The 14,202-nt window shown below is 67.3% G+C and carries 11 protein-coding genes; 7 read left to right on the forward strand and 4 right to left on the reverse strand.

Annotated features, from left to right (window positions below; genetic code table 11):
- Positions 1-63 precede the first annotated feature (63 nt).
- Complete coding sequence (locus KY661_RS23355) at positions 64-531, forward strand: nuclear transport factor 2 family protein (RefSeq protein WP_225412326.1); 468 nt, start codon at positions 64-66, stop codon at positions 529-531.
- 6 nt (positions 532-537) lie between these two features.
- Here KY661_RS23355 and KY661_RS23360 read toward each other — a convergent pair whose 3' ends face one another.
- From KY661_RS23360 to KY661_RS23370, 3 genes are all read right to left on the reverse strand, one after another.
- The gene (locus tag KY661_RS23360; RefSeq protein ID WP_225412327.1) at positions 538-1,239 is read right to left on the reverse strand and encodes an HAD-IB family phosphatase; all 702 of its coding nucleotides are present in this window, start codon (positions 1,237-1,239) and stop codon (positions 538-540) included.
- 138 nt (positions 1,240-1,377) lie between these two features.
- On the reverse strand, positions 1,378-3,315 hold the full coding sequence (locus KY661_RS23365; protein WP_225412328.1) for a S9 family peptidase: 1,938 nt from the start codon (positions 3,313-3,315) through the stop codon (positions 1,378-1,380).
- A gap of 112 nt (positions 3,316-3,427) precedes the next feature.
- Entirely contained in the window at positions 3,428-4,564 is a 1,137-nt protein-coding gene (locus KY661_RS23370) for a class I SAM-dependent methyltransferase (protein ID WP_225412329.1), read from the reverse strand.
- A 244-nt stretch (positions 4,565-4,808) separates the two neighbouring features.
- Here KY661_RS23370 and KY661_RS23375 point away from each other — a divergent pair, with 244 nt between their 5' ends.
- Both KY661_RS23375 and KY661_RS23380 read left to right on the forward strand, forming a co-directional pair.
- Positions 4,809-6,152 carry a serine/threonine-protein kinase gene (locus tag KY661_RS23375; protein ID WP_225412330.1) on the forward strand — a complete coding sequence of 448 codons (1,344 nt, stop codon included), beginning with the start codon at positions 4,809-4,811 and terminating at the stop codon, positions 6,150-6,152.
- Between the two features lie 456 nt (positions 6,153-6,608).
- Positions 6,609-9,440 carry an immunoglobulin-like domain-containing protein gene (locus KY661_RS23380; RefSeq protein ID WP_225412331.1) on the forward strand — a complete coding sequence of 944 codons (2,832 nt, stop codon included), beginning with the start codon at positions 6,609-6,611 and terminating at the stop codon, positions 9,438-9,440.
- Between the two features lie 5 nt (positions 9,441-9,445).
- Here the strand turns inward: KY661_RS23380 and KY661_RS23385 are convergent, their stop codons facing one another.
- Positions 9,446-10,051 carry a hypothetical protein gene (locus KY661_RS23385; RefSeq protein WP_225412332.1) on the reverse strand — a complete coding sequence of 202 codons (606 nt, stop codon included), beginning with the start codon at positions 10,049-10,051 and terminating at the stop codon, positions 9,446-9,448.
- A gap of 167 nt (positions 10,052-10,218) precedes the next feature.
- Here KY661_RS23385 and KY661_RS23390 point away from each other — a divergent pair, with 167 nt between their 5' ends.
- From KY661_RS23390 to KY661_RS23405, 4 genes are all read left to right on the forward strand, one after another.
- A complete protein-coding gene (locus KY661_RS23390) occupies positions 10,219-11,529 on the forward strand; it encodes a pectinacetylesterase family protein (protein WP_225412333.1) in 1,311 nt (436 codons plus the stop codon).
- Positions 11,530-11,584: 55 nt separating this feature from the next.
- Positions 11,585-12,346, forward strand: a complete 762-nt coding sequence (locus tag KY661_RS23395) for a crotonase/enoyl-CoA hydratase family protein (protein ID WP_225412334.1) — start codon at positions 11,585-11,587, stop codon at positions 12,344-12,346.
- A 140-nt stretch (positions 12,347-12,486) separates the two neighbouring features.
- Positions 12,487-12,960, forward strand: a complete 474-nt coding sequence (locus KY661_RS23400) for an Lrp/AsnC family transcriptional regulator (RefSeq protein ID WP_075004839.1) — start codon at positions 12,487-12,489, stop codon at positions 12,958-12,960.
- Positions 12,961-13,016: 56 nt separating this feature from the next.
- Positions 13,017-14,168, forward strand: coding sequence for an aminotransferase-like domain-containing protein (locus KY661_RS23405; RefSeq protein ID WP_225412437.1), 1,152 nt, complete (start codon positions 13,017-13,019; stop codon positions 14,166-14,168).
- Positions 14,169-14,202: the final 34 nt, after the last annotated feature.

Genomic DNA, 14,202 nt, shown 5'->3' on the forward strand with positions numbered 1-14,202 from the left:
ATGCAGGCGCGCGGAGACTACGGCACACGCCCCTCTCGAAACAAGGCTGACGATCCAGGATCCATGCACGAGCGCCCCCCACTTCCCCCCTTCACCGCCGAGACCGCAGCGCTCAAGGCGCGGCTCGCGGAAGACGCCTGGAACAGCCGCGATCCTGCCCGGGTCGCGCAGGCCTATACACAGGACAGCCGCTGGAGGAATCGCGCGGAGTTCTTCCAGGGCCGGGAGGCCATCCAGGCCTTTCTTGCCCGAAAGTGGCAACGCGAGCTCGACTACCGCCTCATCAAGGAGCTCTGGGCCTTTACCGGGAACCGGATCGCCGTGCGCTTCGCTTACGAATGGCGCGACGACAGCAACAACTGGATGCGCTCACATGGGAATGAGCAGTGGGAGTTCGACGAACACGGCCTCATGAGCAGGCGCGAGGCGAGCATCAACGATGTTCGAATCTCCGAGGACGAACGGCTGTTCCGCTGGCCCCTGGGGCCGCGGCCCCAGGCTCACCCGGGGCTGAGCGGACTCGGGCTCTGAAGAGCTTTATCCGCCCACCGCCCGGAGGGTGGGCTGGAAACCGCTGGGGAGGCGCTGCGCGAGGCCGGGCAGCAAGCGGCGCGCATCCGCGAACCCCTGGATGGCTTGATACGAAAGCCCCCGCAGGGCGCAATGCCCCATCAGCCCTTTCTTGGCGAAGACGAAGTCCGCCCATTGCGCGACACAGCAATCCGAAGCGCCCGCGCCAATCAGCAGGCAGGGGGGGCCCCCCGCGGGCTCACGCGGGTTGCGTTTCCCCCGGCCACACAGGCACTGGCCTGTCCCCGTGCCGCACTTCTCCTGGAAGTGGGAAAACCCCAACTGCCAGGCCCGCTCGCCACGCTGGTGAAGCACGTTGGAGAGGATGGGAATGTCCGTCAACCCATGCCGGGACAGGATGCGCTGGATGGCGTAGTCGGGCCCATCGCTGACGATGCTGAGCTGGTGGCCTTGGGCCCGCGCTTCCTGGACAAAGGCGGCGAACTCCGCGTCCAGGGGAATCCGGTCCAGGTGCCGGTCGAGCTCGGCGCGGGACATGTCCAGCAACGGCACCTGCTGAGCCAGACATTCCCGCGAGCCGATCCGGCCCAGCTTCCAGTCCTGATCAATCTCCCGCCAGGCGGGAGGGGCGAACCGCTCGAGCAACGAGTCAACGACGTCCTCGAGGGCAACCGTTCCATCGAAATCGCAGAAAATGTCCCAGGTCACGATGGGCTCTCCAAGACCGCGTGGGTGCGCAGGAGAAGGGTCTCATCCGCAGCCCCTTCCCCATAGGGGCCACCAGTCGGAGGGCTCGGTGCAAAAATAAACCCGAGACGGAAAATCCGCCCCGGGTGTCCCACCCGCTCAGTTCACCGGCGAGGGGCTGGACTTCTTCAGGTACTGGTCCAGGAAGTGGAGCATTCGTGAGCCCGCCTCCACCTCGTTCTTCTTCTTGGTGAAGCCGTGGCCTTCATCGGGGAAGACCACGTACTCGACGGGAACGTTGTTCTTCTTCACCGCCGCGACGATGTCGCCGGACTCGGCCTGGATGACGCGCGGATCATTGGCCCCCTGGATGACGAGCAGCGGCTTCTGGATTTTGTCCGCGTGGAAGAGCGGGGAGATGTCCTTCAACATCTGCTCCTGCTTCACCGGGTCTCCCATCTCCTGGTAGAGCGCCTCGCGGAAGGCCTCCCAGTCCGCGGGCATGCCCTGGAGCGTGCGCAGCCAGTTGGAGACCCCGAAGATGTCCACCCCCACGTTGAAGGTGTCCGGGTGGAAGGCCAGCGCCGCCAGCGCCATGTAGCCGCCATAGCTGCCCCCCGCGATGCCGATGCGGCTCCCATCCACGTAGGGCAGGCTGGCCAGGTACTTCTTCGCCTCGACACAGTCGCGCAGCGGCTCCCGGCCATGCTTCTGATCGTCCGCGGTGTAGAACGTCTTCCCGTAGCCCGAGCTGCCTCGGTTGTTGATGCCCAGCACCACGTAGCCATGGTTCGCCAGGTACTGGAGCATCGCAGCATAGCGCCTGCGCGTCTGCCCGCCCGGGCCCCCGTGCACCCAGACGATGGCGGGGGCCTTGCTCTCCGGCGTGGCCTGGTGCGGCTTGTAGAGGATGTTGGGGATCTCCAGCCCATCGAAAGACTTGAAGCGCACCACCTGGGTGTCCACGAGATCCATCGGATCGATCTGCCGGGTCAACGCATCGGTCAGCCGCGTGGCCTTGCCCGTGGCGAACTCATAGACGTAGAGGTTGCCCGGGGAGCGGTCCCCCTCGTGGTAGAAGGCCATGCGCTTCTCGCTCCGGGCGAAGGTCACCGAGGAGATGCCGCCCTCGGGCATCCGCGGCAGCGCCACCTGCTTGCCTGCCTTCACATCGTGGAGGTGGATGGCGGTGCGTCCGTCCTCGTTGATGGCGGTGACGCGGTAGGTGCCGTTCCGGGAGAAGTACGTGTACATGATGTCCCAGTTGGCACGCTCCACCTCCTCGTGCTGGCCGGTGGCCAGCACGTAGCGCTTCACGCGGCTGAACTCCGAGCCCGCATCGGTCAAGAAGTAGAGCGCCGTGGAGCCCGGATCGAACTCGGCGACGGAGTGGGTGGCCGTGCCCTGGTGCGGGGTGATGTGCTTGTGCTCCTTCTTCACCACGTCGTAGAGGTGGATATCGCTGTCGGACGTGGTCCGGTCCTTGCCCAGGGCGATCCACTTCTCGTCCCGGGAGAGGCCCGCCACCCGGTAGTTGCCGTCATTCTGGTAGAGCAAGGCGCGCTCGTACGTCTTCGCACCGTACTTGTAGAGATCGAAGAAGCGCGCATCGCGCTCGTTGGAGAGGACGTAGAAGGCCGAGCCGTCATCCTCCTTCCAGCCAAAGAACAGCGCCTTCACGTTCGCGCCGGGCGTGAGGTCCTTCTCCTGGCCGTCGAGCCCCCGCACGTACAGGTGGCTGTTCTCGTTGCCCCCCTGGTCACGCGTATAGAGGATGCGCTCGTCGTGGGGGAAGTAGGACACGGCATAGGTGGTGTCGGTCTTCGAGCGCGTGAGGGGCGAGGGCTTCCCCCCCTTCACCGGCACGCTGTAGGCATTGAAGATGCCGCTCTCGTTCGAGGAGAAGAGGAGCTTCTTCTCATCCGGGGAGAAGGAGGCCCCCTCCAGATCCGTGGTCTCCATGAACTGGCTGATCGTGTACTGCTTCGAGGGCCGCGCCGAGGGCTTCTTCGCGGGCGCCTGGGACGGTGGGGCGGCCAAGGCCAACACCGGTACCAGCACCACCGCGGCGAACAGGCGGGAGAACAAGGGCTGCATACAACCTCGTGGGTGAGAGGAGCGGCGAGCAGCCTAGCCGATCCTCGAGGCGGCTCCGGGCAGGAAGAGACTTCCCCCACACGGAGCCGCTTCGCGAGTTACCGCCTCAGGCTCACCCGGTCTTCTTGGGAGAGGCCGGGGCCGCGAGGTCTCTCTCGCCGAGGTTGGTGGCGCCAATCCAGCGCTGGCGGTTGAACCGGTTGAGGTTCTTGTTGGCCACCACCTGGAACGCGGTGGAGCTGCCCTGCGCGGCGATCTCCACCGACCACGCGAGGAAGACCTGCCAGAGCCGGAACCACCACTCGCCGTAGGTCTTCACGATCTCGGCCCGGTTCTGCATCCAGTTGTCGTACCAGCGGGAGATCGTCAGCGAGTAGTGAATGCCGATGTTCTCCACCGAGTGAATCTCGAAGCCCGCCTTCTCCAGGTTCTCCACCACGAAGCTCAGCGGCATGGAGGCATCGGCGCCGGGGAAGATGTACTTGTTCATGAACAAGCCCCAGACCAGATCCTCGAAGTGAAAGCCCAGCATGCCGTTCTTGGCGCGCAGACCGGCGATCTGCAGGAAGAAGAGCCCATCGTCGTCGAGCAGGTCATACACCTGCTCCATGAAGCGCCCGAACTTGCGCACGCCCACGTGCTCGGCCATCTCCAGGCAGGAGACCTTCTGGTAGCGCTCCTTGGGAATGTCCCGGTAGTCGAGCACCTTGACCCGGGCGGACTTCGACACGCCCTCGCGCGCGCACTGCGCGTTGGCGAACTCGGCGCCCTTCTCCGCCACGGTGATGCCCGTGGCATCCACGCCGTAGTCGCGCGCGGCGAACGCCACCAGCGTTCCCCAGCCACAGCCGATGTCCAGGAGCCGCTCGCCCTTCTTCAGCTGAAGCTTCTCGCAGACGAGCCGGATCTTCTGGTCCTGCGCGGCCTCCAGGGAGTCATTGGGGGAGAGAAAGAAGCCGGACGTGTAGACCATGCGGGGCCCGAGGAAGGCGCCGAAGAAGTCATTGCCACGGTCATAGTGCTCGCGGCCGATCCGGATGTCCTGCTCCTGCGAGTGGTTGATGACCTCGGGCAGGAAGCGGGTGAAGAGAAATTTGAAGTGGTCCGCCACGAAGCTGTAGTCCACCACGGCATCGCGCTGCCGGATGAACTCGCCGAAGTCCCCTTCGATGTGGATGCGCTCGTGGATGTAGTCATCGATGAGCGTGGTGATGGGGACCTTCTGGCCACCGGTGTAGCGGGCGCGCACTTCGGTTGAGGGGGCAGAGATACGTGAGTTCAGGGTGTCCTCCGAATGAGGCTGGCCCAGGCCAGCCACGAGACTGGCAGCAGTCCCGGCCGCAGACTCTCACAGAGCCGAGGGGGGAGCAGCAACTCCTTGATTTTCCAGTCAGGAAAGCGTTTCCCCGCAAGCCAGTGGACTCCGGCCTACCTCATGGGTAACCTGGACTCTGTCCAACCCCTCACCTCTCCTGCTCAAGCGAGGTTCCGCCGTGCAACAGCCCCCCCTTCCCCCCGATGCTCTCTGGCCCGACACCGCAATCGACACCTGGCGTTTGCTGGACCGCGCCGGCTGCGGCACCTACGGGGCCGTTTACCGTGCCGTGCGAAACGGACAGTCCCCCGTGGCCCTCAAGCTGGCGCTCTACCCCGGGGACAAACGCTTCGAACGCGAGGCGGAACTCCTGCGCCGCATCCAGCACCCCTCCGTGCCGCGCATGGTGGAGTCCGGCCAATGGGTGGGCGGCCCCTGGGAGAAGTCCTATCCGTACCTCGTCATGGACTGGGCCGACGGCGTGCCCCTCTACCAGTGGGCCCGCTCGACGCACCCCACCGGGCGCCAGGTCCTTCAAATCCTCGCGCGGCTGGGCCGTGCCCTCCAGGCCACCCACGAGGCGGGATGCCTGCACCGGGACGTGAAGGGCGACAACGCGCTCGTGGGCCCCGGGGGGCGGCTGACCCTCGTCGATTTCGGGTGCGGGACGTACCCTGGCGCCCCTCCCCTCACCGAGGGCCCTCTGGCCCCCGGCACGCGCCCCTACCGGAGCCCGCAGGCCCTGAAGCATCAACGCTCGCCGTGGCGCAACATCACCCCCTACGAGGCCAGCGCCGCGGACGATGTCTATGCCCTGGGCGTCACCGCCTACCGGATGGTCACCGGGGTGTATCCCCCCTCGCCGCTCGAGAAGACGGCCCGGCCTTCGGCCCACACGCTCAACCCGAACGTGCTTCCGGAGCTCTCGGCGCTCATCGAGCGGATGCTGTCGGAGTCGCCCTGGCGGCGCGGCAGCACGGAGGAGCTGGCCCAGGCGCTGGAGGCCGCCGCGGCGAACGCGGGCCCCGAGGCGGATGTCCCCTTCGTCATCCATGAGCCGGTGCGGACCCATGTCCTGCCCTCCACCGTGCGCGCGGCCCCCTCGCGCTGGCGGGAGCTGGCACGGCTTACCCCGGCCTTCGCCGCCGTGGCCGCCTACGCGTTGATCTACTTCTCGATGCAGGAGGCGCCCCAGACGCCCGGGACCTTCCCGCTGAAGGCACGGCCCGAGGAGTCGCTGAAGGTGGGCATGGCCCGGGCGGCGGCCGATGCGGCCCGCTTCTTCCCGCTCACGCCGGCGCCTTCGGAGGTCCCCGTCGTGGCCTATGACATGCCCTCCCGCGCCCTGAAGGGCCAGAAGCGGCCGCCCTGCCGGCCGCGAGGCGAAGTGGAGATCAACGGCGCCTGCTGGGTCCGTCTGGATTTGGAGCTGCCCTGCCGCGAAGCGGGCTACGAGTACAAGGGCAAGTGTTACGTCCCGTTGATCGCTGAAGAGCGCCCGGATACCTCGGGCCAGCGCTAAACCCTTTTTCTTCCTCGCGCGGATTCCAATGCCTGCCTTGTCTTGGGTGTGACAGGGCGGTAGGGGGGTTGCGTGGCATGTCCCCCGCCACGCGCCCGCGCCGCCGCGCGAGGAGAAAACATGACGGCTGGAGTTCCCGGGCAACCCTGCCCCCGGGAAGATCGGCGCGGACGGCCCCCTCCAGGTCCCGGGCGTGGAGGGGGTGTCAAGAGAGTGCTCGAGCGCCCCGGCTCAACCGTCCGTCCGTCATCGCTTTGGAGCGAAAACCGGTTTCGAAGGACTCACTGTTCTCGCCGGAATTTCTCCGAGTCCTCATATTAACGGATACTCCTTTTTTTGCCGCAAACTGGTCATCCTGGGTCTCCTGCCAGCGAGACAAGCCTGCTTTCACTCCTATAGTTCCCCCGCGAGTTGAAACACGTTGAGAAGGTTAGCCGTACCGGGGGGAGCCGAATTATGAGAATTCAAGAGTCGAAGCCGCGCTTGTGGCCGTTGTTTGTCTTTGGGTGGCTGATGGGCTGCGGCAATGAGGTGAGCCGGGAGGAGCCCCTGCCGTCCGAGGCCCCCGCGCCGCGCTGGCAATCCCTGACAGCGCCCTCCAGCATGGACAGCCGTGGCAAGGATTTCTGGTTGGCCTTCCCCGGCAACTATGGCTACTCCACCCCCACGCTGACGATCTTCATCACCGGTGAGCAGGCCACCACGGGCAAGGTGGAGATTCCCGGGGCTGGCTTCTCGCGGGACTTCGCGGTCGTCCCGGGCCAGGCCACCCCCGTGACCCTGCCCGGCACGGCGCAGCTCACCACCTCGGATCTGGTGGAGAACAAGGGCATCCACATCACGGCCGGCCAGGAGATCGCCGTCTACGGGCTGAACCGCGTCAAGGCTTCCACGGACGCGTTCCTGGGCCTGCCCACGGACATCCTGGGCCGGGACTACCTGGCGCTCGGGTTCAAGAACACCGGGGTCGTCAACGGCACGCAGTTCGGCCTGGTGGCCACCGAGGACGGCACGGTCGTCACCATCACCCCCTCCGCCAAGGCCGGCTCCCGGCAGGAGGCGGTGCCCTACTCCATCGCCCTGAGCCGGGGGCAGACGTATCAACTGCGGAGCACCCAGTCGGACCAGGCGGACCTCTCCGGCTCCTCCATCCAGTCCAACCACCCCATCGCCGTGTTTGGCGGTCACGAGTGCGCCAACATCCCCGATGGGGACACGTATGCGTGTGACCACCTCGTCGAGCAGCTCCCCCCCACGACGACCTGGGGCAAGAGCTTCGCGACCGTGCCGCTCAAGAGCCGCAACAACGGGGACACCTTCCGCTTCGTGGCGGCCAAGAACGGCACCCAGGTGAGCGTCAACGGCGCGGTGGTGGCCACCCTCGGCCGGGGCCAGGTCCACCAGCAGATCATCCAGGGTATGGCGCATATCTCCGCCACCGAGCCCATTCTCGTGGCCCAGTACTCGAACAGCTCCAGCTATGACGGGGTGACGTCCGACCCGTTCATGATGCTCATTCCACCCTATGAGCAATTCCTGGCGAACTACACGGTGACCGCGCCCCCGGGCGGCTTCCAGAACAACTTCATCAACGTGGTGGTCCCCTCGGCGGCCGTCAAAAGCTTTCAACTCGACGGAGTCCCCGTCCCCGAGGGCGAGTTCACCGTCATCGGGGTGAGCGGCTTCTCGGGTGCCCAGCTCACGGTGGGCAACGGCGCGCACCAGATGGCGTCGGAGCTCCCCTTCGGCGCCTTCATGTATGGGTTCGACGACTATGATTCCTACGGCTACGCCGGAGGCATGTCGCTGGCGCCCGTCGCCGTGGCCGCCAGCCTCACCGTCACCCCGCCGGACAGCCAGGGTCCCCTCCAGGAGAAGCACTGCCTCACGGCGATCCTGATGGATCAATACTCACAGCCCGTCACGGGGGTGCGCGTGGACTGGACGGTGAGCGGCGTGCACGCGCTCGCCGGGTTCGGCAACACCGACGGCGAGGGGCAGAATGTCTTCTGTTACACGGGCACCCTGCCGGGTGACGACACCATCTCCGCCTCCGTGGGCTCGCTGTCCGGGACCGGTCAGCGGACGTGGCTCTCTCCGGCGCCGGCCAACCAGCCCCCGGTGGCCCTCTGCCAGAACCTCACGCTGGGCGGCGCCTGCGGGCCGGTGAATGGCTCGGTGAACCATGGCTCGTATGATCCCGACCCGGGGGACACCGTCACCTGCGTCCAGACGCCGGGCGGGCCGTACATGCCGGGCGCAACCTCGGTGACGCTCACCTGCAAGGACGCGGCGGGCCTGTCCTCCTCGTGCCAGGCCACGGTGACGGTGCTGCGGGGCACGGCCCCGGCGGAGACCGCCCTGGTGCTCAACGGCGAGGGCCACATGAAGCTCCAGTGCGGCGTGGATGCCTGGAATGATCCCGGCGCCTCCGCCACGGACATGTGCGGCAACGCGCTGGACATCCGCACGTTCAACTCCGGTGACGACGACATGGACGGCATTCCGGGCAGCCAGGATCCGGACGACTACGGGCCGGGCCCCAACGTGTCCGCCGAGGGCACCTACTCGGTGCAGTACATGGCCATGGACTCGCAGTGGCACGTGGTGAGCGCCGTCCGCAAGGTGACGGTGGAGGACACCCTGGCCCCCACCCTGACCCTCCAGGGACCCGCGGAGATGACCGCCGCGTGCGGCAACACGTTCGTGGACCCCGGCGTCACCGCCCAGGATGCGTGCTACGGCGACGTCACCGCCTCCGTCGTCAAGCAGGGATGGGTCCAGCCCCGCACGGTGGGCACCTACACGCTCACCTACTCGGTGAAGGATTCCTCATCCAACTGGGCCACGCCGCTGACGCGCACGGTGGTGGTGGAGGACAAGCAGGGCCCGGCCGTGGCGCCCAAGCTCGTCACCCTGTGGCCGGCCACGGGGGACCTGCGCACGGTGCGGCTCAGCGACTGCGCCCAGGCGACCGACGCGTGCGAGTACTGGACGGACCTCCAGTCCCAGGGAACCCTCACCTCCGTCACCAGCGACGAGCCGGAGGATGCGACGGGCGAGGCGGACGGAAACACCACGAACGACATGCGCATCACCGGCAAGGCGTCCGCCCTGGTCCGGGCCGAGCGCAACACGGCCGGCAACGGCCGCGTCTACACCCTGCACTTCACGGTGAAGGACCGCGCGGGCAACGCCACGAGCAGCAGCTGCAAGGTGCAGGTGCCCGTGGCCGAGCAGGTGCCCGCGGGCGATGACGGGCTGGACGGCGGCTACAGCATCCCGTGAGCCCTTCAGGGGGGCGCGGCCTTCCCCCCCCCCTGGCGGCGCCACTCCTCCCGGCGCCGCTCCTGAAGCTCCCGGCGCGCGAGGGCCTCCTCGCGCTGCCGGGGCAGTTCTTTCAGCCGTCCCCGGTGCATCTGCACGCTCAGCTCGAGCACCCCCTCGTCGCGCTCGGGAAGCTGGCTCCCGTACTCGCTCAGCAGCATGCCGGCGAACACGAGGTAGTCCTCCGAGAGCTTGCGGCGGAAGTCGTAGTACTGGTGGATCTCCTCCTCCGTGGCATCGCCCGCCTGGATCTTCCCGAAGAGGGTGTTCTGGCGCCGCTCCTGTTCGGCGCGCGCCTGGAGCTCCCGCGGATCCTTCGTGGGCGCGGCGGTCGTCCAGTACAGGTTGTCCGGAATCCGGGACCTCAAGGTCTCCATGTTGACCGGGTAGCCCGCGGCGGGCGCTTCCGCGGGCTCGGCCATGAGGCTCTGGGCGGGCGCCGCTGGCTCCGGAGGCTTTGACGCGGGTGCTGACGCCGGCGGGGGCAGGGACGCCTGGCCAGCAGGCGCGGGCGCGGGCGCGGTGGCACCGGGCGTCTCCCGCGGGGCCGCGAGCCACAGCCAAAGGCTCACACCCAGGACCAGGAAAAGGGCCACGGCCGCGACGCGCCGCGGCAATGATTTCCTAGAAACATTCACGCCCATCTCGGCCGCATCTCCTGCTGACACATGAACAACCCCTATCCCCTTTCGCCTTCACGGGATAGCCTGGAATTCTCCCCAAACCGGAGTGGTCTGTCATGAAACGCCATGTTCTCCTGGGCCTGTTGGCCCTTGCGCTCTCCCCGGGCCTTGCCCGCGGTGAAGCGATCCTCCCCGCCATCATCGATGTCGTCGTCGATGGCGGAAACAACTACCCCTGGCAGAAGGTGGAATTGCCAGGAACGAAGTGCGGCAATGGCTCGCAGTACAAGTTCTTCGTCCACAAGACGGGCTCGCCCAACGTGCTGTTCATGCTCGAGGGTGGCGGCGCGTGCTGGGACTACGACACCTGTAGCGGCCGCGCCGGCGTGCTGGGCGCCGCCAATCCGAACGGCATCCCGGATGACTACATGCAGCAAATCACCGCGAAGTACGTCTCGCCGCTCGTGAACGGCGCGGACCCCGGCCTGCCCGGCCGTTCCCGGACGGACCTGGTCACCAAGGGTTGGAACATCGTCTACCTGCCGTACTGCACGGGTGACGTGCACGTGGGCAACAACGCCGCCACCTACACGGACCAGACCGGGGCGAACCCACCGCTGACCTGGCACCACTCGGGCTACACCAACACCCTGGCCGTGGCCAACTACACGCGCAGCCAGTTCCCCAGCGTGCAGAAGCTGCTCGTCACCGGCTACAGCGCCGGCGGGGCGGCCACCTCGTCCGCGTATTACTTCATCCGCCGCTCCGTCAACCCGGCCAAGGGCTACCTGCTGAACGACTCGGGCCCCATCCACCTGGCGCCGAACATCACCTTCGACTCGCGGGCGCTGCACGATCAGATCCGCCAGTCGTGGAACCTCAACTCCGTGTTCGCCCAGCTGCCGGCCTCCTTCAGCCAGGGCGACTTCGGCACCATCAACCGCATGGTGGCCCGGGAGTTCCCGAACGATCAGCTCGCCTACACCGGCTACCTGCGCGACTACAACTACTCGCGCTTCTCGTACGAGCGCTTCCACACGCCCAATGACAAGGAGTCGGTGCTGAGCCACTGGAAGAAGGACCAGGACCGGCTCGTGGCCGAGCTGAACCTCTACCCCAACTTCAGCTACTTCATCCCCTACGAGCGTCCCATCAACGCCAGCCACTGCAGCACCATCATCACCTTCGTGGGCGCCCACGCCTGCCAGAAGATGGAGAAGAAGCGCTACCCGTGGGAGTACCTCGAGTGGCCGTTCGTGCAGAGCTACAAGTGCTACAGCGAGTTCGTGACGATGGACACGTTCCTGAAGCGCTTCATCAACGACAATCAGCGCGTGCGCATCTACGAGCCGCCCAACGGCTACAACGCCGAGGATCCCGGCATGAGCCTGCTTGCGCCGCTGCTCAACGGCGCCCTGGGCGGGTAGTCCTCGCACCTGGACGTTCCCCGGGGGCCAGCGCTCGTGCCAGGCTGCGCCCCCCATGAGCGTCCGCGTCGAGAAGAACGGCCCCCTCACCACCGTCGTTCTTCACCGTCCCGAGGTCCGCAATGCCGTGGACGGCCCCACCGCGCACGCTCTGGCGGACGCCTTCCACGCCTTCGAGCAGGATCCCCACGCGCAGGTGGGGGTGCTGTGGGGCGAGGGGGGCACCTTCTGTGCCGGCGCCGACCTCAAGGCGGTGGCCGAAGGCCGGATGAACCGGCTGGCCCCGGATGGGGAGGGCCCCATGGGCCCCTCGCGCATGAGGCTCGGCAAGCCCGTCATCGCCGCCCTCTCGGGCCATGCGGTCGCCGGGGGCCTGGAGCTGGCGCTCTGGTGTGACTTGCGCGTGGCGGAGGAGGACGCCGTCCTGGGCGTTTTCTGCCGCCGCTGGGGGGTGCCCCTCATTGATGGCGGGACGGTCCGGCTGCCACGGCTCATCGGCCTGTCGCGCGCCTTGGATCTCATCCTCACCGGCCGCCCGGTGTCCGCCCCGGAAGCGCTCGCCATGGGGCTCGTCAACCGCGTGGTCCCCCGGGGCACCGCGCGCGAGGCGGCCGAGGCGCTGGCCCGCGAGATCTCCGCCTTCCCCCAGGCCTGCCTGCTCGCTGACCGTCACTCGGCGTATGAGCAGGCGGGGCTTCCCCTGGAGACCGCCCTGCAGCGGGAGTTCGAGCGGGGCCGCCAGGTGCTGGAGACCGAGGCCGTGAAGGGTGCCCAGCGCTTCACCCAGGGCGCGGGCCGCCACGGCCGTTTCGAGTAGCCCCACGCCCCGTCGCACCTGGGGGCCGTCCCATTTTCCTTCCGGAGGCCTGGCACTTCCTGCCACTTGAAAGTTTTGCCCAGCAAATATACCTTATTCGTAGTTCACCTCGGGCACTTATAAAAATAAGGTCAAAGGCGATGGACGACCTTGATTCTCGAATCATTGACCTGCTCCAGCGAGAAGGACGGGCCACCCAGCTGGAGCTCTCCCGGGCCGTGGGGCTGTCGCAGCCCGCGGTGGCCGAGCGCATCCGCAAGCTCGAGGAGCGGGGCGTCATCACCGGCTATTCAGCGCGGGTCGATGCCTCACGGCTCGGCAAGGACATCACCGCCTTCATTGGCGTGAGCATCGAGCACCCGAAGTACTTCGAGGGGTTCGCCCGGAAGGTGCTGTCCATGCCGGAAGTGCTCGAGGCCCACCGGGTCGCCGGGCAGGACTCCTACGTCCTCAAGGTGCGTACCACGAACACGAAGACGCTCGACTCCCTGCTCGTCGAGACCCTGCGGCTCATCGACGGGGTGACCCGCACTCACACCACCATTGTTCTCTCATCTATCAAGGAGGAGACGTACGTCTCCCCCTCGCCGACGCTGAAAGGAGACCGCCTGTGATTTCCTCCCCTTCTCCCCTGGCCCGCCCCAAGGCGGGGATCCCCCTGGCCCACCGCATGACGCAGCTCAAGGCGTCCGCCGTGCGCGAAATCCTGAAGGTGGCCGAGCGTCCCGACATCCTCTCCTTCGCGGGCGGGCTGCCCGCGCCGGAGCTGTTTCCCCTGGACGCCATCGCCCAGGCCCATGCCGAGGTGTTCACGTCCGAGGGCGCGGCCGCGCTGCAGTACAGCACCACCGAGGGCTTCGCGCCCCTCCGGGAGTGGATCTGCTCCCACCTGGCCAAGGGGGGCGTGCGCGCCACCCCGGACCAGGTGCTCATCACCTGCGGCTCGCAGCAGGGCATCGAGCTGACGGCCAAGGTGCTGCTGGATCCGGGCGATGTGGTGGTGGTGGAGAACCCCAGCTACCTGGCGGCCCTGCAGACCTTCAGCGGGTACGAGGCCTCCTTCGCCGTCGCGGACAGCGACGATGACGGCATGTGCGTGGATGGCCTGGAGCGCATCCTCATCGAGCGCCGCCCCAAGCTCATCTACATCGTCCCCAACTTCCACAACCCGAAGGGCACCACCCTGTCGCTCGAGCGCCGTCATGCGCTGCTGCGGCTCGCCCAGCGCCACCGCGTGCTCATCCTCGAGGATGACCCGTACGGCGAGCTGCGCTTCCGGGGCGAGGCCCTGCCGTCGCTGGCGTCGCTGGACACCGAGGGCGTCGTCATCCAGTTGGGCACGTTCTCCAAGACGCTCGCCCCCGGCCTGCGCATTGGCTGGGTGGTGGGCCCCCGGGAGATCATCCGCAGCCTCACCATCGCCAAGCAGGCCTCGGACCTGCACACCGCCACGCTGGCCCAGCGGGCCACCTTCATGCTGCTCAACCGGTTCGACTACACCGGCCACCTGGCCCGGCTCCGCGTCCAGTACGGGGAGCGGTGCCTGGTGATGCTCGACGCGCTGAAGGAGAACATGCCCCCGGGCACCCGCTGGACCCAGCCGGATGGCGGCATGTTCGTCTGGGTGGAGCTGCCGCAGGGCATGAACTCGGAGGAGCTCTTCCCCAAGGCGCTCGACAAGAAGGTCGCCTTCGTCCCCGGCACCAGCTTCTTCGCCGCCCAGCCGCGCCGGGAGTTCATGCGCCTGAACTACTCCAACCGGGCCCCCGAGTTCATCCGGGAGGGGATTCGCCGCCTGGGGGCGGTGATCGCCACGCAGTAGCTGCCAGGCCGAGGAAGGCGCGCGTCCGCCGGTG

The sequence above is a fragment of the Allostigmatella hybrida genome, from assembly GCF_020103775.1.
Classification (GTDB): Bacteria; Myxococcota; Myxococcia; order Myxococcales; family Myxococcaceae; genus Hyalangium; species Hyalangium aurantiaca.

Coding starts and splice junctions, on each gene's coding strand:
- KY661_RS23365 (WP_225412328.1), bottom strand. CDS start 3,315: ATGCAGCCCTTGTTCTCCCGCCTGTTCGCCGCGGTGGTGCTGGTACCG.
- KY661_RS23395 (WP_225412334.1), top strand. CDS start 11,585: ATGAGCGTCCGCGTCGAGAAGAACGGCCCCCTCACCACCGTCGTTCTT.
- KY661_RS23405 (WP_225412437.1), top strand. CDS start 13,017: ATGACGCAGCTCAAGGCGTCCGCCGTGCGCGAAATCCTGAAGGTGGCC.
- KY661_RS23355 (WP_225412326.1), top strand. CDS start 64: ATGCACGAGCGCCCCCCACTTCCCCCCTTCACCGCCGAGACCGCAGCG.
- KY661_RS23400 (WP_075004839.1), top strand. CDS start 12,487: ATGGACGACCTTGATTCTCGAATCATTGACCTGCTCCAGCGAGAAGGA.
- KY661_RS23380 (WP_225412331.1), top strand. CDS start 6,609: ATGAGAATTCAAGAGTCGAAGCCGCGCTTGTGGCCGTTGTTTGTCTTT.
- KY661_RS23390 (WP_225412333.1), top strand. CDS start 10,219: ATGAAACGCCATGTTCTCCTGGGCCTGTTGGCCCTTGCGCTCTCCCCG.